Origin of the sequence: Mesorhizobium sp. M1A.F.Ca.IN.020.04.1.1, from assembly GCF_003997315.1 — a bacterium.
Lineage (GTDB): Bacteria > Pseudomonadota > Alphaproteobacteria > Rhizobiales > Rhizobiaceae > Mesorhizobium.
Genome location: NZ_RZSN01000094.1, coordinates 1 through 22,580 on the forward strand (window position 1 = coordinate 1; position 22,580 = coordinate 22,580).

Sequence of the window (22,580 nt, forward strand, 5' to 3'; positions counted from 1 at the left end):
ATGCCGAGCCAAAAATGCATCGGCGTCGGCCCGTACCAGCGGATGGATGATCGCCTCCAGCTTTTTCAGCGCGGCGGGATCGCCCAGCACTGTCTCGGCCAGCCTTGCGCGATCGACCACGCCCGCTTTTGTCGTGCCGGGAAAGGCTCGTTCGACCAGGGGTGCTGCCTTGCCGGCATAGAGGCGATGCACGGTCTCGTCGGAATCATGCACCGGAACGCCGGCCTCGGCGAACATCTTTGCCGTGGTCGACTTGCCCATCCCGATCGATCCGGTGAGGCCGAGCACGATCATGTCAATGCGCTTCGATGTCGGCGACGATCATGCGCCGCAATTGCGGCGTCACCTGCGGCCGCTTGCCGAACCAGCGCTCGAAGCCGGGCACGGCCTGGTGCAGCAGCATGCCGAGGCCATCGACCGTCTTCAGGCCGCGCGCCCTGGCGGCAGCAAGCAGCGGCGTCTCCAGCGGTACATAGACGATGTCGGTGACGATGGCATGGCCGGGCAGACCGGCCGGATCGGCGGCGAGGGTCTCGTTGCCATGCATGCCGAGCGCGGTGGTGTTGATGAGCAGGCCGGCGTCGGAAAGCAATTCGCCGACCGCGCCGGCGCCATGCGCCGAAACCCCGGCGCCGAACCGGTCGGCGAGTTCCTCAGCCCTTGCCAGCGTACGGTTGACGATGCGGATGTCGTTGAGACCTCGGTCCTTCAGGGCGTAGATGACGGCGCGGGAGGCACCGCCCGCGCCCAACACCACGGCCGGACCATTCGCCGCCCAGCCGGGGGCATGTTCATCGAGATTGCCGGCAAAGCCGAGAGCGTCGGTATTGCCGCCCCACAGCACGCCGTCTTCCAGCCACAGCGTGTTGACCGCGCCGATGGCTTCGGCGGCCTCGTCGCGGCGTTCGACCAAGGCGTAGGCTGCTTCCTTGTGCGGGATGCTGACATTGCCGCCGCGATAGCCATTCTCGTCCAGCGATTTCAGGAATGCTGCGAAATCCTCCGGCCGAACGTCGATAGCCTGGTAGCTGCCGTCGATGCCGTATTCCTCCAGCCAGTGGCGGTGGATCTTGGGCGAGCGCGAATGCGCGATCGGGTGGCCGGTGACGAAGGCCCGCTTCTCAACCATCGATCGCTCCCAATGCGCGCAGCTCCTTCAGCACCGGCAACAGCGGCAGGCCGACGATGGTGAAATAGTCGCCCTCGATCCTTTCGAAGAGCTGGATGCCCTCGCCCTCGATCTGGTAGGCGCCGACACTCGCCAGCGCCTTGGAACCGACGCGCGCCAGGTGGCGGCCGATGAAGGCGGGATCGAGCTTACGCATGGTGAGGCTGGCGATGCCGACATGGCGCCACAGCACTTCGCCATCTCGGCAGAGGACGGCGGCGCTGTTCAGTTGATGGGTCTTGCCCGACAAGGCCAAGAGATGCCTCCGCGCGCCTTCCATATCGGCCGGCTTGTGGAAAATTTCGTCGCCAAGCGACAGCGTCTGGTCGCAACCGAGCACCAGCGCGCCCGGCCGGGGCTCGCTGACCTCGGTCGCCTTGGCTTCGGCAAGGATCGAAGCGACATCTTCGGGAGAGACGCCGCTGTCCTGCAAGGGCGCCTCGAGCGCGCGCTCGTCGACGTCTGCCGGCACCGCCTCGATGTCGAGCCCGGCATTTATAAGCATTGCCTTGCGGAACGGGCTGCCCGAAGCGAGGACGATTTTGCCGGCCATACTGGTTCACCAACGGTTGCGATCCGTCCAGCGCCCGTCATCCGTCTCGGCGCTATGCGCCGAGCCACCTTCTCTCAGGACGGAATGCTCACTTATACCGCCTGCCCTAGCGCGTCTTGCCCCGCAGGGCAACGATGGCCGCCGCGGTTTCCTCGATCGAGCGCCGGCTGACGTCGATCATCGGCCAGCCATGCCTGGTGCAGAGCTGACGCGCATAGGCGAGCTCCTCGGCGATGGCGGCGCGGTCGACATAGTCGGTCGGCACGTAGTTGTTGCTGTTGCCGAGGATGCGGTTCTGGCGGACATGCGAGATGCGCTCGGCCGTGGCGACGAGGCCGACGATCAGCGGCGTCCTGGCGTTGATCAGGCTTTCCGGCAGCGGCACGCCGAGCACGATCGGAATGTTGGCGGTCTTGATTCCGCGATTGGCGAGATAGATGCTCGTCGGCGTCTTGGAGGTGCGCGAGATGCCGATCAGCACGACATCGGCATCGTCCATGTTGGCCGGCAACTGGCCGTCGTCATGCTCCATGGTGAAGTTCAGCGCATCGATGCGGCGGAAATATTCGGCGTCGAGCACATGCTGGGCGCCGACGCGCCGGCCGGCCGGCGTGCCGAGATAGGACTGGAAGACGCTGAGCACGGGCTCCAGCACCGAGACGCAGGGCAGGCCCATGGTGGCGCAGCGCTCGTCGATGCTGCGCGCGAGCTTCTGGTCGACGACGGTGTAGAGAATGATGCCGGGCTCCTCCTCGATATCCTCGAACACCTTCGCGACCTGCTTTTCCGTGCGGATCAGCGGATAGATGTGCTCGATGGCGCGCGCGTCCTTATATTGCGCGGAGGCGGCGCGGCCTGCCGCCAGCAGCGTCTCGCCGGTGGCGTCGGAAATCAGATGCAGATGGAAGAAGCTCTGGGGTTTGTTCACAAGAGTTGGTTCCAGACTGTGGGCAGATGTGGACAAGGTTGGACAGAAAGGTCGTGACGTCGAAGGCGACTGTATCAGATGCCACCTTGTCCACAATTCGCCCCGCTGTAGGCTTTGTCGGGGCGCTGGGGACAAAACCGGGGATCAACTTTTCTTGGCCGATATCATCCACAGCTCGAGGTCCGCAGCAGAAGAGCCAAGGCGCTGACTCGAAAGCCTGAATCCAGTTCGTCCCCAGATCGCTCCAAATTGAGAAAGCGGCTGCGCGACAATATGCTGACTGGCCTTTTCGAGCGGCAGGCGGGACAGGTCGCAACCACCACAACCAACAGACTCTTAGAATCAGAAGACTCTTTTAAAATAGATATTTGATTTAAGAGACCTGGAGAGGGCGAGCACTGGATGGCTGGGAAACGGATCATGCTGGACGTCCTCAAGGGCGAGACGGTTTCACCGCCGCCGCTCTGGATGATGCGTCAGGCAGGGCGTTATCTGCCGGAGTATCGCGAGACCCGGAAGCGGGCCGGTTCTTTCCTCGATCTCTGCTATGATCCGGATCTTGCCGTCGAGGTGACGCTGCAGCCGATCGAGCGCTTCGGCTTCGATGCTTCGATCCTGTTCTCCGATATCCTGGTTGTGCCCGATGCGCTGGGACGAGATGTCCGCTTCGAAGAGGGATACGGGCCGATCCTCAAGCCGATTGCGTCGGCCGAAATCGAGGGCCTGGACGGCGAAACGTTTCACGTGAATCTCGAACCGGTCTACGAAACCGTCCGCCGTCTGCGTGCGAAGCTTCCGGTGGAAACGACCTTGATCGGCTTCTGCGGCGCGCCCTGGACGGTGGCGACCTATATGATTGCCGGCCACGGCACACCGGACCAGGGACCGGCTAGGCTTTTCGCCTATCGCGAGCCGGAGGCCCTTGCACGGCTCCTGAGGATACTGGCCGACCATTCGGCCGCCTATCTCATCCGCCAGATCGACGCCGGCGCCGATGTGGTGCAGATTTTCGATTCTTGGTCGGGCGTTCTCGATGAAGCGTCCTTTGAGGCGTTTTGCATCGAGCCCGTTGCCGAGATTGTCCGGCAAGTGGAGGCCGCGCGTCCGGATGTTCCGGTGATCGGGTTTCCCAAGGGCGCCGGCGAGCGCTATCGCGATTACAGGAAGAAGACCGGGATCACCGGGCTCGGGCTCGACTGGACCGTGCCGCTGTCGATGGCAAAGGAATTGCAAAGCGAAGGCGCGGTGCAGGGCAATCTCGATCCGCTTCGCCTGGTTGCCGGCGGCAGGGCGCTGGCCGACGGCGTCGACGCCATCCTTCGCACGCTGGGCAACGGGCCGCTGATCTTCAATCTCGGCCACGGCATCACGCCGGAAACGCCTGTGGCACATGTCGAGGCCATGGTGAAAATGGTGCGGAGCCATCGATGACAGAGACGATCAACGAGAACAGCGCCGGCCAGGCGATGAAGCGCATGTTGATCGGCATCGTCCTGCTGGTCGTCCTGACCGCCCTGCTCTTCCTTGTGGCGCCGGACAGCTTCTATCCCTGGGCGAAGGCAATCCATGTGATTGCCGTCATCGCCTGGATGGCCGGGATGCTCTATCTGCCTCGGCTTTTCGTCTATCATGTCGACGCCGAGAAAGGCTCCGTGCAGTCCGAGACCTTCAAGGTGATGGAGCGCCGGCTGCTGCGCGCCATCATCAACCCGGCGATGACCGTGACCTGGGTGTTCGGGCTTTGGCTCGCCTGGAAGGGCTTCGGTTTCCAGGGCGGCTGGCTGCACGCCAAGATCCTCGCCGTGCTGCTGCTTTCGGGTCTGCACGGCTATCTCGCCGGCGCGGTGAGAAAATTTGCCGAGGACAAGAACGAAAAGCCGGCGAGGCACTGGCGGATCGTCAATGAACTCCCCACATTGCTGATGATCGTCATCGTCATCCTGGTCATCGTGAAGCCGTTCTGAGGCTTCCCCATACCCGGCAAAAGGCGGCTTGCTCTTTCAGGCGACCGACGATAAAAGACGGGTCTTCCTTCCCGTCATGCGCCGCCCCTTTCTCGCTTTCGGCCGCGCCCGGCATTTGTCGCATCCAGCCGATTTTTTCTCCCCAAAGCCTACCCAGAGTCCATCTAATGCAAGAAATGAAACTCGCAGAGTTCAAAAACAAGAAGCCGCCGGAGCTGATCGCTTACGCCGAATCGCTCGAGGTGGAGAACGCCAGCGTCATGCGCAAGCAGGAGCTGATGTTCGCGATCCTGAAGAAGCTCGCCATCCAGGACGTCGAGATCATCGGCGAAGGCGTGGTCGAGGTACTGCAGGACGGTTTCGGCTTCCTGCGCTCGGCCAACGCCAATTACCTGCCGGGTCCCGACGATATCTATATTTCACCGTCGCAGATCAGGCGCTTTTCGCTGAAGACCGGCGATACGGTCGAAGGGCCGATCCGCAGCCCGAAAGAGGGCGAGCGTTATTTCGCGCTGCTCAAGGTCAACACGATCAATTTCGATGATCCGGAGAAGATCCGGCACAAGATCCACTTCGACAACCTGACGCCGCTCTACCCGACCTCGCGGCTGAAGATGGAGGTCGACAATCCCCCGACCAAGGACATCTCGCCGCGTGTGATCGACCTGGTGGCGCCGATCGGCAAGGGCCAGCGCGCGCTGATCAACGCTCAGCCGCGCACCGGTAAGACGGTGCTGTTGCAGAACATCGCGCACTCGATCACCGCCAATCATCCGGAATGCTACCTGATCGTTCTTCTGATCGACGAGCGTCCGGAGGAAGTCACCGACATGCAGCGCTCGGTCAAGGGCGAAGTCATTTCCTCGACCTTCGACGAACCGGCAGCGCGCCATGTGCAGGTCGCCGAAATGGTGATCGAGAAGGCCAAGCGCCTGGTCGAGCATGGGCGCGATGTCGTCATCCTGCTCGATTCCATCACCCGCCTCGGACGCGCCTACAACACCGTGGTGCCGTCATCCGGCAAGGTGTTGACCGGCGGTGTCGACGCCAACGCGCTGCAGCGTCCGAAGCGCTTCTTCGGCGCCGCCCGCAACATTGAGGAAGGCGGGTCGCTGACCATCATCGCCACCGCGCTGATCGACACCGGCAGCCGCATGGACGAAGTCATCTTCGAAGAGTTCAAGGGCACCGGTAACTGTGAGATCCAGCTCGACCGCAAGGTGGCCGACAAACGCATCTACCCGGCGATCGACATCCTCAAGTCCGGGACCCGCAAGGAGGACCTTCTGGTGCCGCGTTCGGATCTGCAGAAGATCTTCGTGCTGCGCCGGATCCTTGCGCCGATGGGAACGACCGATGCGATCGAATTCCTCATCGACAAGCTCAAGCAGACCAAGACCAACGCGGATTTCTTCGATTCGATGAATACCTGATCGGGCGCCGAGGGACCGGTCCTTTCTTCGGCATACAAGACGGAGCAAGGAGCGAGGCGACGCTGCGCAGAACCCTAAGTCCATGCCGTTGTTTTTTGAGCTTTGCGGCGGTGCAGATTCCGCACCGCCGCATTCGTCGGAAGCGCCGCGACATAGATCCTGGGTCAAACCGAGGAGACGAAGCTGTTTATTTCCGCCGCAACAGCTTCTCCAACTCGCCCGCATCCGTAACCGCCGGCAGGCATGTCTGTCCGCTGCAGAACCAGGCTCCCGGCTTGTCCGTCGGCGGCAGCACGCCGCCCGGCAAAAGCGGTTGATTCGCTTCCGTACCGATGGGCAGTACGACATCGACCCGGCGTGGATCGGAACTTCGATTCGCCACCGGAACAAGGCTTGAGGAATCAAGCTTGTCTATGATGACGAGCTTCAGCGGTTCGAGCGCCAGCGCGCACGCGTTGATGATGCCGGCCTGGCCGTAGGCTTGCTGCGCGGCGCGACCCATGGCGTGTTCGGCTGTCGTCCATGCCTTTGCCCAAAGATCGTGATCGCCGGTAAGGGACGAGAGCCGGACCAGCGCCTCGACGATCTGGCCGGTGGCGGAGGGGATTGCCTCATCGACATCGCCGCGGATACGGATCGGCACATCGACGCTGTCGGACGCCGTCAGATAATAGCCGGTCTTTTCAGGATCCTGATGCCAGCGGTCGAGCCGATCGATGAACTGCCGGGCATGGTCCATATAGGCAGAACTGCCGGTTGCCTCGAACAGCGCGATCGCCGCGTTGGTCATGGCGGCATAGTCGCTCGACAGCGCCGGGAAAAGCTTCTTGTCGCCGAGCATCGAATGCGGCAGGCGGCCGTCCTTGCTGGCTTCGACGATGTGGGCGAAGGCCTTGACGGCGGCGTCGGCCCAGCCGGCTCGCCCGAAGGAGCGGCCCGCTTCCGCGAGGGCCGCAATCATCAATCCGTTCCAATCGGTAAGCGCCTTGGCGTCGCGGCCGGGCCTGACGCGATTTTCCCTGGCAGCTAGCAATTTCGCCTTCAGCGCTGCGAGCTGAGCGTCATCGCTGATCCCCTGGCGCTGCTGTGCCTCGCTCTGGCGGATGATGGGCTTGCCTTCCCAGCCATGCGGAGCGGCGAGCTCGAAATATTGGAAGAAGCGAGCGGAATCAGCACCGAGTGCGGCTTCAACTTCTTCTCCGCTCCAGGTGTAGAACAACCCCTCCGCGCCTTCGCTATCGGCATCGAGGCTGGCGGCGAAGGCGCCGCCCTCGACCTGCATTTCCCGCAGCAGCCAGGCCACGGTTTCCTCGATTCGCTTCCGAAACAACTCATTGCCTGTTGCTGCAAAGGCCCAATTGCACATGCGGATGAGCTGGGCGTTGTCGTAAAGCATCTTCTCGAAATGCGGGACCAGCCATTCGGCATCGGTCGAGTAACGGCTGAGACCGCCGCCGACATGGTCGTAGATGCCGCCGGCGAGCATTTTTTCCAGGCTGATGAGCACGGCGTCGCGATGGGCGGTCTGGCCGTCGCGCAGCCAGGACAGCCACAGACTGTGCATGAAGGGCGCGTTGGGGAATTTCGGCGCGCCGCGCAAGCCGCCGAGATCGGGGTCGATCATGCCCTCGATGCGGCCGGCAAGATCGGCAAGCGTGCCGCGGTCGAGCACCGCCTTTCCCTTCGCGCCGGTCAGCCGCTGCTCGACATGGGTCGTCAGCGCGTCGGCGCTTTGGCCGAGGCTCTCTTGCTTCTCGCGCCAGGCCTTGTCGACCGCCTCCAGCACCTGGACAAAGCCCGGCCGTCCATAGCGCGCCTCGCGCGGAAAATAGGTGCCGCCCCAGAAAGGCTTGCCATCGGGCGTGAGGAACATGGTCAGCGGCCAGCCGCCCTGCTCGCCCATGGCATGGAGTGCCGCCATGTAGATCTGGTCGATATCCGGGCGCTCCTCGCGATCGACCTTGATATTGACGAAGAGGCGGTTCATGACGGCGGCGACGGCAACGTTCTCGAAGCTTTCATGGGCCATGACATGGCACCAGTGGCAGGCGGCATAGCCGATGGACAGCAGGATCGGCCGTCCGAGTTCCTTCGCCTCGGCAAGGGCGGCCGGAGACCAGCCCCGCCAATGCACGGGATTGTCGCTGTGCTGCTGCAGATAGGGGCTGGCCTCTTCGGCAAGCAGGTTTCGCGCGGGCAAGGTCACAATGAGCGGCTCGGCTTGGTTGATAAGCAGGCAATTCCGGGAAAGCTACGGCTGACGTCCGGCACGGCGCTTGAAAAAAGATACCTAGGGTGGTTCGGCAGGTCGGGCAAATGGCAACCTCGAAGGAATCTATCGTAGCGCTGTCGAGCGGTCGCCTGCCCGCCGGCATCGCCGTGATCCGCATCTCCGGCCCGAAGACTCGATTCGTAATAGAAACGATTGCCGGCGGCGGTATTAAGGATCGCTTTGCCACTTTGCGCAAGCTGATGGCATCCGACGGTTCGGTCATCGATCACGGGCTTGTCGTGTTCTTTCCTGAGCCTGGGAGCTTCACCGGCGAGGACGTTGGCGAGTTCCATGTACACGGCAGCCGCGCCGTTGCGGCAAAAATGCTGGAAACGCTCACCGGCTTTGCCGGCGTCAGACATGCCCAGCCTGGCGAATTCACGCGGCGCGCCTTTCTCAACGGCAAGCTCGATCTGGTCGAGACCGAGGCGCTGGCGGACCTCGTCAATGCCGAGACGGAGGCGCAGCGACGCTTTGCCGTGCGTAATGCCGAGGGCGCGCAGAGTGAGCTCTATTCGGGGTGGCGCCGGCGGTTGATCCATGCTCGGGCAATGATCGAGGCGGAAATCGACTTCGCCGACGAGGAGGATGTGCCGGGTTCGGTCTCGAAGGCGGTCTGGACCGATGTGGCGGCGATGGCCGACGAGATCGAACGCCATATTCAGGGGTTCAAGGCGGCCGAGATCATTCGCGATGGCTTCGAGGTCGTCATCCTCGGCGCGCCGAACGCCGGCAAGTCGAGTCTGTTCAACGCCCTGGCCCAACGCGAGGCGGCAATCGTCACCGACGAGCCGGGCACCACGCGCGACCTGCTGGAGGTGGTGCTGGACCTCCACGGGATGAGAGTGCGGGTCGTCGATACGGCAGGCCTGCGCGACGCCGCCGGCAAGGTGGAGACGATCGGCATCGAACGAGCGCGTGCCAAGGCCGGTGGCGCCGACCTGGTTTTGCTGCTGGAGGATATGGTCGATCCACAGCCCGTCAGCGCGGTTCCGACAGGTGTTCCGCTCCTCAGGATCGGGACCAAAACCGATCTCATGGGAGCGCGTAGAGGGGCCTATGATTTGGCCCTCTCTTCCAAGGAAGGTACCGGAATTTCGGAACTGCTGGACGAGATTGCGGGTCGTGCCGCCGCCGCAGTCGGAGGGGCCGGTGATATCTTGCCGTCGAGGCTCCGCCATGTCGAGTTGCTGAAAGAGGCGAAGTATTTCCTCTCGGCGGCACTGTCGGGGCAAAGCCTGGAGCTGCGCGCGGAAGACTTGCGGGTGGCCACGGATCGGCTCGGGCGTATTGTCGGCGCTGTCGATGTCGAGGATATGCTGGACGTCATCTTTTCACAGTTCTGCATCGGCAAATGATTCACGTGAAACGCGGGGCGGCTACGGGCGCGGGAGATTCACGTGAAACAGCGACAGGATGTGGCGGATGGGTGTTTCACGTGAAACGAGTCCGGCTCCAGACGCGTGGCGTGCCAATAAATCAAGGGCCAAACGGCGCTGCCCCTCATTGCCTGCCTCGTAGAAGGCAAGGACGGCTGGCCACTAAAGCCAACGGCGCCGATTCGCAGCGCTTGAGAAGTGAAAAATCGTCCGTGGGATAAGCGACTGCCTTCTATGCGGGACGAGGTCGGACAGGCAGACCACTGGCACGCAGCCCCATCCCGGCGATCACCTCCGCAACGGACTGCATCCTTGACAGCGGAGGCTGGCGGGGACATGTGTCAAAGCATCTCTGAAACGGATTCTTGCAATGACCAATCACTATGACGTGGTGGTGGTGGGCGGCGGCCATGCCGGATGCGAAGCGGCGAGCGCGGCTGCGCGCGCCGGCGCCCGGACGGCGCTGGTGACGCTGCGCTTCGAGACGATCGGCGTCATGTCCTGCAATCCGGCCATCGGTGGCCTCGGCAAGGGTCATCTCGTGCGCGAGATCGACGCCATGGACGGGTTGATGGCCCGCATCGCGGACGCCGCCGGCATCCAATTCCGCCTGCTGAACCGCCGCAAGGGCCCAGCGGTGCGTGGGCCGCGGACCCAGGCCGACCGCAAGCTCTATCGTCTTGCCATGCAGGCGGCGATCCGCGAGCAGGCCAATCTCGACGTGGTGGAAGGCGAAGTCCTGGACTTCGAGATCGAGGACGGTCGGGTTGCGGCCGTGCTGGTCTCCGGTGACAGGCGGTTCGCCTGCGGCGCCGTGGTGCTGACGACCGGCACGTTCCTGCGCGGGCTGATCCATATAGGAGAGAAGAAGATCGTCGCCGGCCGGATGAACGAGCAGGCGAGCCATGGGCTCTCGGCGACGATGGCGCGGGCCGGTTTCAAGCTCGGGCGGCTGAAGACCGGGACGCCCCCTCGCCTCGACGGCCGCACCATCGATTGGGCCTCGCTGGAACGCCAGGCCGCAGACGATCAGCCGGTGCCGTTCTCGCTGATGACAGACCGCATCGCGAACCCGCAGATCAACTGCGGTATCACACGCACTACGCAGGCGACACATGAGTTGATTCGCCTCAATTTGAAGCGTTCGGCGATGTATTCCGGCTCGATCGAAGGCGTTGGGCCGCGCTACTGTCCCTCTATCGAGGACAAGATCGTCAAGTTCGGCGACCGCGAGGGTCACCAGATCTTCCTCGAGCCGGAGGGCCTCGACGACGACACCGTCTATCCGAACGGCATCTCGACCTCGCTGCCGGAAGAGGTGCAACTCGACATGTTGAAGACGATCCCCGGCCTGGAACGGGCGACGATGCTGCAGCCGGGATACGCCATCGAATATGACCATGTTGACCCGCGCGAGCTCAAGCCGACGCTGGAGACGAAACGCGTCGCCGGGCTTTTTTTGGCGGGGCAGATCAACGGCACCACCGGCTACGAGGAAGCCGGCGCGCAAGGCCTCGTTGCCGGCATCAACGCCGCGCGCAGGGCATCGTCAGGCGAGCCGTTCGTGCTCAGCCGCACCGAAGCCTATGTCGGCGTGATGATCGACGACCTCACCAGCCGCGGCATCGCCGAACCCTATCGCATGTTCACTTCGCGGGCGGAGTTCCGGCTTTCGCTGCGCGCCGACAATGCCGACGAGCGGCTGACGCCGCTGGCCGACCGCTTGGGGATCGTCTCCTCCGAGCGGATGCAACGTTTCGGCGCGATCAGTGTGGAGCTCGACGCTGCGCGCGCGCTGGCAAAGTCGATCGCCTTCACGCCCAATGAAGCCGCGCGGCATGGACTGGAGATCAACCGGGACGGCGTTCGGCGTTCCGCCTACGACCTTCTCGCCTATCCCGGCGTCGACATGGTCTGGCTGACGCGGATCGAGCCGCGGTTTGGCGAACTCGACCCCAACACGGCAGAGCGGCTTGAGATCGAGGCGAAATATTCCGTCTATCTCGAGCGCCAACAGGCTGACGTGGCGCAGATCAGGCACGAGGAATCGCGGCTCATTCCGGAGACCATCGACTTCGCCGACGTGCCAGGCCTTTCCAATGAGCTGAAGCAGAAGATGAAGGCACGCCGGCCGCGCTCGATTGCCGACGCGCAGCGCATGGAAGGCATGACGCCAGCGGCTCTGGCGATCATTGTCGCGCATGTTCGCAATGCCGAGCTGGCTGCACGAAGGTCGGTCGCGTGAGTGGCGATGCCTGGGCGGACCTGCAGAAGGCAGCGGGTCCGGTTTCACGTGAAACATTCGAGCGGCTGCAGGCCTTCGAGCGGCATTTTCAAAAATGGAACCGCAGCATCAATCTGGCGGCGCCATCGACGCTAGACGACGTCTGGCGCCGCCACATCCTGGACAGCGCCCAGCTTGCGCGAATCGCGCCGACCGCAATGCGCTGGGTCGACCTCGGCTCGGGCGGCGGCTTTCCCGGATTGGTACTCGGTTTTCTGCTTGCAGAGCGGCCGGGCGCCACGATCGATCTGGTTGAAAGCAACCGCAAGAAGGCGTCGTTCCTGCAATCGGTCGTCGGCCAATTCGGCCTACCGGCGCGCGTGCTGGCGCGACGCATCGATGACAGCTATCCACTTGTTTCTGCACCGGAAGTCGTTACCGCGCGGGCATTGACGGCGCTTCCGGACCTGCTCGATCTTGCCGCACCCTGGCTGACCAAGGGCGCGCGTTCGCTTTTTCACAAAGGCCGGGATTACCGGGCCGAAGTGGAAGAAAGCGCTCACCGCTGGACCTTCGATCTGGTAGAACATCCAAGCATGACGGACGCTCATGGCGTCATTCTGGAAATCACCGATCTGCACCCGGCGACCCCGCAATGAATCACTGGCATCGACCCATGAAAACTGGACCGCGTATCATCACCGTTGCCAACCAGAAGGGTGGCGTCGGCAAGACGACCACGGCGATCAATCTGGCGACGGCGCTGGCCGCGATCGGGGAGCGCGTGCTGATCGTCGACCTCGATCCGCAGGGCAATGCCAGCACCGGGCTCGGCATCGAACGCAAGGATCGCACCGTCTCGTCCTATGACGTGCTGACCGGCGAACTCGAGCTGGAGGCGGCCGCGGTGCCGACGGCGGTGCCGGGCTTGTCCATCGTGCCCTCAACCCTCGATCTGCTCGGCATCGAAATGGAGATCGCCTCGGCGCCAGACCGGGTGCTGCGCCTGCGCAATGCGCTGCGTGCGGCAGCCGCGCGCGCGGCGCCGTTCGGCTATGTGCTGATCGACTGCCCGCCGTCGCTCAATCTTTTGACTTTGAATTCAATGGCGGCGGCCGATTCCGTTCTGGTGCCGCTGCAATGCGAGTTCTTCGCGCTGGAAGGCCTTAGCCAATTGCTCGAAACGGTCGAGCAGGTGCGCGGCACGATCAATCCGGACCTCACCATCCAGGGCATCGTGCTCACCATGTTCGATGGCCGCAACAACCTCGCCAACCAGGTGGTGCAGGATGTGCGCGCGCATATGGGCGACAAGGTCTACGAGACGATCATCCCGCGCAACGTGCGCGTTTCCGAAGCGCCGTCCTACGGCAAGCCGGCAATCCTTTACGATCTCAAATGTTCCGGCAGCCAGGCCTATCTGCAGCTTGCGTCGGAAGTGATCCGCCGCGAGCGCAAGCTGCGCGCCGCCTGAATAGCGCAGGCCGAATTTCACTAATCAGTAGCCGATTCGACTCCGAAACGATCTGGACGGAATAATGAGCGAAGACCAATCGAGAAAAAGACTGGGCCGCGGCCTCGCGGCGCTGATCGGCGAGATCGATCGTCCGGCAGCGGCCGAAAAGCCGAGCGCGGTCGCGGCGGATGGCAAGGTGCCGATCGAGTTCGTCAGTCCGAACCCGAAGAACCCGCGCCGGCATTTCGGCGACGCCGAACTCACCGACCTCGCCCAGTCGATCCGCGAGCATGGCGTGGTGCAGCCGGTGGTGGCGCGGCCCTCGCCGTCGCAGCCCGGCCGCTACGAGATCATCGCCGGCGAGCGGCGCTGGCGCGCCGCGCAGCGCGCGGGGCTGACCGAAATCCCGCTCATCGTGCGCGACGTCAACGACCGCACCGCGCTGGAGCTCGCAATCATCGAGAACGTGCAGCGCGCCGATCTCAACCCGGTCGAAGAAGCGCAAGGCTATCAGCAGCTGATCGACGAGCATGGCTACACGCAGGCCGATCTCGGCCAGGTGATCGGCAAGAGCCGCAGCCACGTCGCCAACACGCTGAGGCTCCTGAAGCTGCCTGACGTCATCCGCGACATGCTGGTCGACGGCGCGTTGTCGGCCGGACATGCCCGCACGCTGGTCACGGCCGGAGATCCGGCGGGGCTCGCCAAGCGCATCGTCGAGGAGGGGCTTTCGGTGCGCCAGGCCGAGGCGTTGGCGCAAATGCCCGCGGGACCGACACCCGCCAAAGTAAGGTCCGCGCCGAGCGCGCCGGAAAAGGATCCCGACACGCTGGCCTTGGAAAAGCTGATGACCGACACGATCGGCATGATTGTCTCGATCGAGCATAAGGCCAAGGGCGGCACGCTGCGGGTCGACTACCGGTCGCTGGATCAGCTCGATGAGTTGTGCCGGCGGCTGAAGGACGACCGATAAGTTGCTGATTAGGTGGAATTAGCCGACTAATAAAGTTGTGGCTTAAGCTTAGATCTCGGCTGATATATTGGTGATAGGCACAACAAGGGGGGCCGGCCGCTGCGCCGGCCTCTTCTTTTTTGCGGCGCCCGCGATAGCCGAAGGCGCCGGCCAATCGCCTCACAAGGGGAGGTTGGCTGATCGCCTACCTCTGCGCCAATCTCGCGCTTTCCACCGCGATGCCGAGCAGCGCCTGACGGGCCAGCGCCTCCGACAGGTCGGGCCGCTTGCGCGTTTGCAGCACAGCGGTCTGCAGCCGGTTGAGCGCGCGGCCGAGGGCTTCGCTGTTCCAGCGCTCAAGCGTCTTTTCCACCAGCTTGCGGCGCGAGAAGAAGACCGGCGGGCGCGCTCCCGCTACGACCGAGGCGGCATTGCGGCCGCCGGATTCCATCTGGCCGCGCATGACCTGGATCGCCTGCAATTGCCGCATCGCCGAGGACAACACCAGGAAAGGATGGCCGCCGGACGCACAATGCCGGGTGAAGGCAATGTCGAAATCTCCGACCTTGCCGTCGAGCATGGCGTCGACCGCGCCGTCGAAGGAGGCGCCGGAGACATCGCCGGACAAGGCGTTGACGTCGTCGAGGTCGATCTCCTTCTTGCCATGGGCGTAGAGCACCAGCTTGTCGATCTCGCCGCGCGAGGCCAGACGGTCGCCGCCGAGATTGCGGCGCAGCGCCTGGCGGGCGTCGAGCGTCATCGACATGCCGGCCTTGCGCAGCTCGTCGTCGATCACCGAGTCGAGATCCCGGGCCTCGTCGGCGTAGCAGGGCAAGGCGATGGCGTTCCCGGCTGCCTCGACGATGGCCCGCAGGCCAGTGCCCTTCTTCAGGTCGCCCGCCTCGATGAGGATGAGAGCATCCGGCGCCGGCTCCGCCGTCAGCGCCTTGATGTCGTCGGCCAGCGCCTTCTGGCCGCTGGCGTTGCGGACCCAAAGCAGCCGCCGGTCGGAAAACATCGGCACGGTGCGCGCCTCGTCGAGCAGACGGCCTTCGTCGCGATCGACTTCCGCGCCATCCAGCTTGACCACTGAGAAAGGGTCGTCGAGCGGCAGCCCGGTCTTCAACGCGAAGGTCTTGGCCCGCTCGGCGACCAGGCCACGATCGGGGCCGTAAAGCAGGACGATGGCCATGGCCGGGTCCGGCCGCGCCAGCCACGAATCGACCTCGTATCCCTTCTTCTGTGCCATGCGGGGTGAGTTAGCATGAGGCGGAGACGGAGTGAACGGAGAAGCGGCCGGCCTCTCTTCATCCTCGGGCTTGACCCGAGGATCCATGCCGTGACTTTTGCCGGGGAGCGCCGGGGTGCAGAATATTCTCCAACCGCCGCAACGCGTCAACGTCGCGGCATGGATTCCAGGGTCTGCGCGCGTCGCTCCGCTCCTTGCTCCGCCCTGGAATGACGACCCTGAAGCAGAGTCTGTCACGCCCCTCTGCCCTGCCGAGCAACTCCCCACGAGGGTGGAGATTAGCTGCGTCGGCCGGCGCGCATGCCTTAATTGTCTTTTGTGGCGGCAAACGCTCCGCAAACTTCCGCCAAATTGCGCGACGCTTGCAAACATCGACAAGAAATTTCTGCGCCATATCTGCATCTTGTCGGCCATGTGCCGCATCGGCTCGACGAGGCTGATGACCGGGAGGACGGCCGCCATCTCGCCCGATGAAATGGCGGCGCGGATGTGCAAGTATCGCACCGGCAACATTGGAGGACGAAGGTCATGGCCGATGCTGGAATGTTGCGCTTTCATGTCCCCGAGCCCGAGGTTCGGCCGGGCGGCACGCCCGACTTCTCGAATGTGACCATTCCCAAAGCGGGGTCCGTGCCGCGGCCGGAGGTCGATGTCGATCCGCGCACCATCCGCGACATGGCCTTCTCCATCATCCGCGTGCTTAACCGCGCCGGCGAAGCGGTCGGGCCATGGGCAGGGCTGCTCACCGACGAGGAACTGCTCGAAGGCCTGCGCCATATGATGGCGCTCAGGACCTTCGATGCGCGCATGCAGATGGCGCAGCGCCAGGGCAAGACCTCTTTCTACATGCAGCATCTGGGCGAAGAGGCGGTGAGCTGCGCCTTCCGCAAGGCACTCAAGCCTGGCGACATGAATTTCCCGACCTATCGGCAAGCCGGCCTGCTCATCGCCGACGGCTATCCGATGGTTGCGATGATGAACCAGATCTATTCCAACGAGGCCGATCCGCTGAAGGGCCGGCAGCTGCCGATCATGTACTCCTCGAAGGAGCACGGCTTCTTCTCGATCTCCGGCAATCTGGCGACGCAGTACATCCAGGCGGTCGGCTGGGCGATGGCCTCGGCGATCTCCAACGATTCCCGCATCGCCGCGGCCTGGATCGGCGACGGCTCGACCGCGGAGTCCGATTTCCATGCGGCGCTGGTCTTCGCCTCGACCTACAAGGCCCCGGTCGTGCTCAATGTCGTCAACAACCAGTGGGCCATCTCCACCTTCCAGGGCATTGCCCGCGGCGGCTCGGGCACTTTCGCCGCGCGCGGTCTAGGCTTCGGCATCCCGTCGCTGCGGGTCGACGGCAACGACTATCTCGCCGTCCATGCGGTAGCCAAATGGGCGATCGAGCGGGCGCGTCGCAATCTCGGGCCGACCCTGGTCGAATATGTCACCTATCGCGTCGGCGCGCATTCGAGCTCGGACGATCCGTCGGCCTACCGGCCGAAGGCGGAATCGGACGCCTGGCCGCTCGGCGACCCGATCATCCGGCTGAAGAACCATCTCATCCACAAGCAAGTCTGGACGGAACAGCGCCACATCCAGGCGGAAGCCGAGATCCTCGAAACCGTGATCGCGGCGCAGAAGGAAGCCGAAAGCCACGGCACGCTGCATGCCGGCGGCAAGCCGTCGACGCGCGACATGTTCGAAGGCGTCTATGCCGAGACGCCGCCGCATCTCAGGCGCCAACGCCAGCAGGCAGGGGTCTGATCGATGCCCAGACGCACCATGATCGAGGCGATCCGCGACGCCATGGATGTCTCGATGGCTCGCGACGAGCGCGTCATCGTCTATGGCGAGGATGTCGGCTTTTTCGGCGGCGTGTTCCGCTGCACGCAGGGCCTGCAGGCCAAATACGGCAAGAACCGCTGCTTCGATGCGCCGATCAGCGAATCCGGCATTGTCGGCTCGGCGATCGGCATGGCCGCCTATGGGCTGAGGCCCTGCGTCGAGGTGCAGTTCGCCGACTATGTCTATCCGGCTTACGACCAGATCGTCTCGGAGGCGGCGCGGCTGCGCTACCGCTCCAACAACGATTTCACCTGCCCGATCGTCGTCAGGATGCCGACCGGCGGTGGCATCTTCGGTGGCCAGACGCACAGCCAGAGCCCGGAAGCGCTGTTCACGCATGTCTCCGGCCTCAAGACGGTGGTGCCGTCCAACCCGCATGACGCCAAGGGGCTATTGATCGCCGCGATCGAGGATCCGGACCCGGTCATCTTCCTGGAACCGAAGCGGCTCTACAACGGCCCCTTCGACGGCCATCACGACAACCCGGTGACGCCTTGGTCGAAGCACGAGCTCGGCGAGGTGGCGGATGGCCATTACACCATGCCGCTCGGCAAGGCGGCGATCCGCCGGCAAGGCTCGGCGGTCACCGTGCTCGCCTACGGCACCATGGTCTATGTCGCGCAGGCCGCGGCCGCGGAAACCGGCATCGATGCCGAAATCATCGACCTCAGGACGCTCCTGCCGCTCGACCTCGACACGATCGTCGCCTCGGTGAAGAAGACCGGGCGCTGCGTCGTCGTGCATGAGGCGACGCTGACCTCCGGCTTCGGCGCCGAGCTCGCGGCGCTGGTGCAGGAGAACTGCTTCTACCATCTGGAGGCGCCGGTGGCGCGGGTCGCCGGCTGGGACACGCCCTATCCGCATGCGCAGGAGTGGGAGTATTTCCCCGGCCCCGCGCGGGTCGGGCGCGCGCTCGTCGAGACCATGGAAGCCTGAGGGAGGCCGGACGATGGGCGAATATGTCATCAAGCTTCCCGATGTCGGCGAAGGCGTCGCCGAGGCCGAGCTTGTCGAATGGCATGTCAAGATCGGCGACCTGGTGCGCGAGGATGCGGTGCTGGCGGCCGTCATGACCGACAAGGCGACGGTCGAGATTCCCTCGCCGGTCGATGGCGAGATCCTCTGGCTCGGCGCCGAGATCGGCGACACGGTGGCGATCGGCTCGCCGATCGTGCGGCTCAAAATCGCCGGCGAAGGCAACGTGAAAGCAGGCAGCGGTGCCAAGGCCGCGCCGAAGGCAGAAGCGCCGGCCGAGCCCGTGGAGGCAAAGTCCCAACCGCTGTCGGACGCCTCGAAAGCGGCGCCGAAACCGGCACAGATCCCGGCCCAGCCTTCCGTCGCGGCACCGAAGGCTGGGCGCCCGGCGTCCATCATCGGCGCGCCGCGCGCGGAAGGCGAAAAGCCGCTGGCTTCTCCTGCCGTCCGACTGCGCGCCAAGGAAGCCGGCATCGATCTGCGCCAGGTTGCAGGCAGCGGTCCGGCCGGGCGCATCAGCCATGAGGACATCGAGGCCTTCCTGGCGCGCGGCCCGCAGCTTGCCCGCGCGACCGGCCTTGCCCGCAAGGAGGGCATCGAGGACATCAAGGTCGTCGGGCTGCGGCGCAAGATCGCCGAGAAGATGGCGCTCGCAAAGTCGCACATTCCCCATATCACCTATGTCGAGGAGATCGACGTCACGGCGCTGGAAGAACTGCGCGCGGCGCTCAACAAAGAGAAGCGGCAAGACCGGCCGAAGCTGACGCTGCTGCCGTTCCTGATGCGGGCAATGGTCAAGGCGATCGCCGATCAGCCGAACCTCAACGCGCTGTTCGACGACGAGGCCGGCGTTATTCACCAACACGCGGGCATCCATGTCGGCATCGCCGCCCAGACGCCGACCGGGCTCGTCGTGCCGGTGGTCAAGCATGCCGAGGCGCGCGACCTCTGGGAAAGCGCCGCCGAGATCAACCGGCTTGCCGACGCGGCCAAGTCCGGCACGGCGACGCGCGATGAGCTTTCCGGCTCGACCATCACCATCACCTCGCTCGGGGCGATGGGCGGCGTGGCGACCACGCCGGTCATCAATTATCCGGAAGTGGCGATCGTCGGCGTCAACAAGATCATGGTTCGGCCGGTATGGGACGGCGCGCAGTTCCTTCCGCGCAAGATGATGAATCTGTCGTCCAGCTTCGACCATCGCGTCATCGACGGCTGGGACGCCGCGGTTTTCGTGCAGCGGATCAAGGCGTTGCTTGAGACGCCGGCGCTGATCTTCGTGGAATAGTCGTATGGATACGGACGACGTTGCCCCCTCGTCATCCTCGGGCTTGACCCGAGGATCCATGCCGCGACCTCGCCCGAAGGGCGCGGCGGACCAGAATTCTGGACCGTTGCAACGCCTTCACGTCACGGCATGGATCCTGGGGTCTACGCGCGTCACTACGCTCCTTGCTCCGCCCCAGGATGACGAGATTCCACGGATATCGGCCAATCGCCACGCTCTGCGTTCGCCAGGCCCTAACCCTCTGCCAAAATCCCCGTGCTCAGCAACGAGAAGCCCATGAAAGAGATCTCCTGCAAGCTGCTCGTCATCGGCGCCGGTCCGGGCGGCTATGTCTGCGCCATCCGCGCCGGGCAGCTCGGCGTCGACACGGTGATCGTCGAGTTCGGCAAGCCGGGCGGCACCTGCCTCAATGTCGGCTGCATCCCGTCCAAGGCGCTGATCCATGCGGCGGAAGAGTTCGAGAAGATCGCGCACATGGCCGGCGGCAAGGGGCCGCTCGGCATCGCGGTCGCCCCGCCGACGCTCGACCTGACCAAGACGGTCGCATGGAAGGACGGCGTCGTTAGCCGGCTGAACAGCGGCGTCGCTGGCCTGCTGAAGAAAGCCAAGGTCAAGACCGTGCAGGGCTGGGCGACGTTCCGCGACGGCAAGACCGTCGAGGTCGAGACCGAGACGGGAAGCCAGGTGATCCGCGCCGAGGCGGTGGTGATCGCCAGCGGCTCGGTGCCGGCCGAACTGCCGTTCCTGCCCTTCGGCGGCCCGGTCATCTCGTCGACCGAAGCGCTGGCGCTGAGCGAGGTGCCGGACAAGCTCGCCGTCGTCGGCGGCGGCTATATCGGGCTCGAGCTCGGCATGGCCTTCGCCAAGATGGGCGCCAAGGTCGCCGTGGTCGAAGCCCTGCCGCGCGTGCTTGCGCAATATGATGCCGAGCTGACGCGGCCGGTGCTGAAGCGGCTCGGCGAGCTCGGCATCGAGGTGATGCTTGGTGCCAAGGCCAAGGGGCTGTCGACCAAGGGCGATGCGCTGCTGGTCGAGACGGCAGATGGCAAGAACGCCAAGATCGCCGCCGACAAGGTCCTGGTCACGGTGGGGCGCAAGCCGCTCACCGAGGGCTGGGGGCTGGAGCAGATCGACCTCGACATGGTCGGAAGATTCATCCGCATCGACGACCAGTGCCGCACCTCGATGCGGGGCATCTACGCTATCGGCGATGTCACCGGAGAGCCGATGCTGGCGCACCGGGCGATGGCGCAGGGCGAGATGGTGGCCGAGATCGTCGCCGGCCACAAGCGAGGCTGGGACAAGCGCGCGATCCCGGCGATCTGCTTCACCGATCCCGAGCTGGTCACCGCCGGCCTGTCGCCGGACGAGGCGAAGGCGCTCGCCGGCGAGATCAAGATCGGACATTTTCCGTTCGCCGCCAACGGCCGCGCCATGACCAGGCAAGGCGAGGACGGGTTCGTGCGCATCGTCGCCCGCGCGGACAACCATCTGGTGCTGGGCATCCAGGCGGTCGGGCAGGGCGTTTCGGAACTGGCCGCGGCCTTTGGCCTGGCGCTCGAAATGGGCGCGCGGCTGGAGGATATAGCAGGCACCATTCATGCGCATCCGACCCAGGGCGAGGGCTTCCAGGAAGCGGCGCTGAAGGCGCTCGGGCACGCGCTGCATGTTTAGAGGGAGCGTGATCTCCCCCCTTGAGGGCAGGGGAATCGCAGATAAGTTGATTGGCTATTGCCAAGCCGCAAAAGAAGGATTCTTGAGAGGCTTTCTCGTAGCAGAGGAGGCCCGAGTGCGGCTTGTTTTGTCGATCCTGCAAGCAGTTCGCGATCCGCGCGACATCAACGCGCGGCATGATCTTGCTGAACTTCTGTTTCTGGCGCTGGCGGCGACGCTGTGCGGGGCCAAAAGCTGTGTGGATATTGCGGAGTTCGCAGAGGGGCGCGAAGAGGAGCTGAAAGAGTTCATCGAGCTGAAGCATGGGTGCCCGAGCCACGACACCTTCAGCCGGGTGTTTCGGCTTCTTGATCCGCAGGAGTTGTCGGATGCGCTGAGCGCCTTCATGGCGGCATTGCGGCGTGAGCTTGGGCTCGGCGCACCGCGTGGCGTGGTGGCCGTCGACGGCAAGGCGCTGAGGCGCGGTTATGAGAAGGGCCGCGCCTTCATGCCGCCGCTGATGGTCAGTGCCTGGGATGCCGAGACGCGGCTGGCGATTGCGGCAACGCGGGCGCCGGCCTCCGACGAGGTTGCGGCGACGCTGGCGCTGCTGAAGAGCCTGGATCTCAAGGGCTGCACGGTGACGGCCGACGCCTTGCATTGTCGCCCCGAGACGGCCAAGGCGCTGCTGGCGCAGAAGGCGCATTATGCCCTTGGGCTGAAGGCCAACCGGGGTCGTCTGTTTGCCGCGGCCGAGAAAAGCTTCGCCGCGGCGGGCGAGATCGCCGGCTTCGAAACGCGCGACAGCGGCCATGGCCGCACCGAAGTGCGCCGCGCCAGCGTGCTGCCGCTTGCCAGGCTCAAGGACGCGCCCGCCTTCCCCGGCCTCAAGGCCATTGGCCGTGTCGAGGCCCTGCGCACCACTGCCGACGGCAAGACGACCACATCGGTCCGCTATATCGCCCTCTCCAAGGTGCTGACGCCCAACAAATTGGCTGAGACGGTTCGTGCCCACTGGACGATCGAGAACCAGTTGCACTGGAGCCTTGATGTTGTCTTCCACGAGGATGACGCCCGCACCCGAAAGGACAACGCGCCACAAAACCTGGCCGTCATCCGCAGGCTCGCCCAAAACATCTTGGCTGCCCATCCCCTCGACAAACCAATCGCCAGCAAGATGCGCAGGGCCAACTGGAGCAAAGACTTCTTCTATGAACTCTTTACTCATATGCGATAGCCCTGCC

19 protein-coding genes are annotated in these 22,580 nt (G+C 64.3%); 13 read left to right on the forward strand and 6 right to left on the reverse strand.

Translation table 11 applies throughout. From position 1 onward, the window contains the following. The 4 genes from EOA49_RS18995 to EOA49_RS19010 all read right to left on the reverse strand — a co-directional run. The coding region (locus EOA49_RS18995; RefSeq protein WP_127243294.1) for a dephospho-CoA kinase at positions 1–294 on the reverse strand (294 nt) is incomplete at its 3' end. A gap of 1 nt (position 295) precedes the next feature. Then, positions 296–1,129: a shikimate dehydrogenase gene (locus EOA49_RS19000; protein ID WP_127243295.1), complete on the reverse strand. Its 834-nt coding sequence runs from the start codon at positions 1,127–1,129 to the stop codon at positions 296–298. Next, positions 1,122–1,721: a Maf-like protein gene (locus EOA49_RS19005; protein WP_127242003.1), complete on the reverse strand. Its 600-nt coding sequence runs from the start codon at positions 1,719–1,721 to the stop codon at positions 1,122–1,124. Before EOA49_RS19005 ends, EOA49_RS19000 begins: the two co-directional genes overlap by 8 nt. A gap of 106 nt (positions 1,722–1,827) precedes the next feature. Then, on the reverse strand, positions 1,828–2,649 hold the full coding sequence (locus EOA49_RS19010; protein WP_127243296.1) for a pyruvate, water dikinase regulatory protein: 822 nt from the start codon (positions 2,647–2,649) through the stop codon (positions 1,828–1,830). Between the two features lie 402 nt (positions 2,650–3,051). On the opposite strand from EOA49_RS19010, the gene hemE reads away from it, so the two are divergent. From hemE to rho, 3 genes are all read left to right on the forward strand, one after another. Beyond that, on the forward strand, positions 3,052–4,080 hold the full coding sequence (gene hemE / locus EOA49_RS19015) for a uroporphyrinogen decarboxylase (protein ID WP_127242005.1): 1,029 nt from the start codon (positions 3,052–3,054) through the stop codon (positions 4,078–4,080). Beyond that, positions 4,077–4,613 (forward strand): protoporphyrinogen oxidase HemJ, encoded by a 537-nt coding sequence (hemJ, locus tag EOA49_RS19020; protein WP_095825109.1) that lies wholly within the window; start codon positions 4,077–4,079, stop codon positions 4,611–4,613. The genes hemE and hemJ overlap by 4 nt, the downstream gene beginning before the upstream one ends. 167 nt (positions 4,614–4,780) lie before the next feature. Next, complete coding sequence (rho, locus tag EOA49_RS19025) at positions 4,781–6,046, forward strand: transcription termination factor Rho (protein WP_082953824.1); 1,266 nt, start codon at positions 4,781–4,783, stop codon at positions 6,044–6,046. 187 nt (positions 6,047–6,233) lie between these two features. Here the strand turns inward: rho and EOA49_RS19030 are convergent, their stop codons facing one another. Beyond that, positions 6,234–8,252, reverse strand: coding sequence for a thioredoxin domain-containing protein (locus EOA49_RS19030; RefSeq protein ID WP_127243297.1), 2,019 nt, complete (start codon positions 8,250–8,252; stop codon positions 6,234–6,236). 110 nt (positions 8,253–8,362) lie between these two features. On the opposite strand from EOA49_RS19030, the gene mnmE reads away from it, so the two are divergent. The 5 genes from mnmE (at position 8,363) to EOA49_RS19055 (ending at position 14,350) form a co-directional block, all read left to right on the forward strand. Beyond that, entirely contained in the window at positions 8,363–9,676 is a 1,314-nt protein-coding gene (gene mnmE, locus EOA49_RS19035) for a tRNA uridine-5-carboxymethylaminomethyl(34) synthesis GTPase MnmE (RefSeq protein ID WP_127240870.1), read from the forward strand. Positions 9,677–10,067: 391 nt separating this feature from the next. Then, positions 10,068–11,942 carry a tRNA uridine-5-carboxymethylaminomethyl(34) synthesis enzyme MnmG gene (gene mnmG, locus EOA49_RS19040; protein WP_127240871.1) on the forward strand — a complete coding sequence of 625 codons (1,875 nt, stop codon included), beginning with the start codon at positions 10,068–10,070 and terminating at the stop codon, positions 11,940–11,942. Continuing rightward, complete coding sequence (rsmG, locus tag EOA49_RS19045; protein WP_127240872.1) at positions 11,939–12,580, forward strand: 16S rRNA (guanine(527)-N(7))-methyltransferase RsmG; 642 nt, start codon at positions 11,939–11,941, stop codon at positions 12,578–12,580. Before mnmG ends, rsmG begins: the two co-directional genes overlap by 4 nt. A 17-nt stretch (positions 12,581–12,597) precedes the next feature. Next, positions 12,598–13,395, forward strand: a complete 798-nt coding sequence (locus EOA49_RS19050; RefSeq protein WP_066991504.1) for a ParA family protein — start codon at positions 12,598–12,600, stop codon at positions 13,393–13,395. Between the two features lie 64 nt (positions 13,396–13,459). After that, positions 13,460–14,350: a ParB/RepB/Spo0J family partition protein gene (locus EOA49_RS19055; RefSeq protein WP_095827556.1), complete on the forward strand. Its 891-nt coding sequence runs from the start codon at positions 13,460–13,462 to the stop codon at positions 14,348–14,350. Between the two features lie 184 nt (positions 14,351–14,534). On the opposite strand, the gene holA is transcribed toward EOA49_RS19055, so the two are convergent. Next, positions 14,535–15,578: a DNA polymerase III subunit delta gene (gene holA / locus EOA49_RS19060; RefSeq protein WP_127240873.1), complete on the reverse strand. Its 1,044-nt coding sequence runs from the start codon at positions 15,576–15,578 to the stop codon at positions 14,535–14,537. A gap of 528 nt (positions 15,579–16,106) precedes the next feature. Between holA and EOA49_RS19065 the strand changes: the two genes are divergently transcribed. The 5 genes from EOA49_RS19065 (at position 16,107) to EOA49_RS19085 (ending at position 22,573) form a co-directional block, all read left to right on the forward strand. After that, complete coding sequence (locus EOA49_RS19065) at positions 16,107–17,339, forward strand: 3-methyl-2-oxobutanoate dehydrogenase (2-methylpropanoyl-transferring) subunit alpha (RefSeq protein ID WP_127240874.1); 1,233 nt, start codon at positions 16,107–16,109, stop codon at positions 17,337–17,339. 3 nt (positions 17,340–17,342) lie between these two features. Further along, positions 17,343–18,356 carry an alpha-ketoacid dehydrogenase subunit beta gene (locus tag EOA49_RS19070; protein WP_127240875.1) on the forward strand — a complete coding sequence of 338 codons (1,014 nt, stop codon included), beginning with the start codon at positions 17,343–17,345 and terminating at the stop codon, positions 18,354–18,356. Between the two features lie 13 nt (positions 18,357–18,369). After that, entirely contained in the window at positions 18,370–19,683 is a 1,314-nt protein-coding gene (locus tag EOA49_RS19075) for a dihydrolipoamide acetyltransferase family protein (RefSeq protein ID WP_127240876.1), read from the forward strand. A gap of 276 nt (positions 19,684–19,959) precedes the next feature. Continuing rightward, complete coding sequence (lpdA, locus tag EOA49_RS19080; RefSeq protein WP_127240877.1) at positions 19,960–21,357, forward strand: dihydrolipoyl dehydrogenase; 1,398 nt, start codon at positions 19,960–19,962, stop codon at positions 21,355–21,357. 115 nt (positions 21,358–21,472) lie between these two features. After that, positions 21,473–22,573, forward strand: coding sequence for an ISAs1 family transposase (locus tag EOA49_RS19085; RefSeq protein ID WP_127242327.1), 1,101 nt, complete (start codon positions 21,473–21,475; stop codon positions 22,571–22,573). Positions 22,574–22,580: the final 7 nt, after the last annotated feature.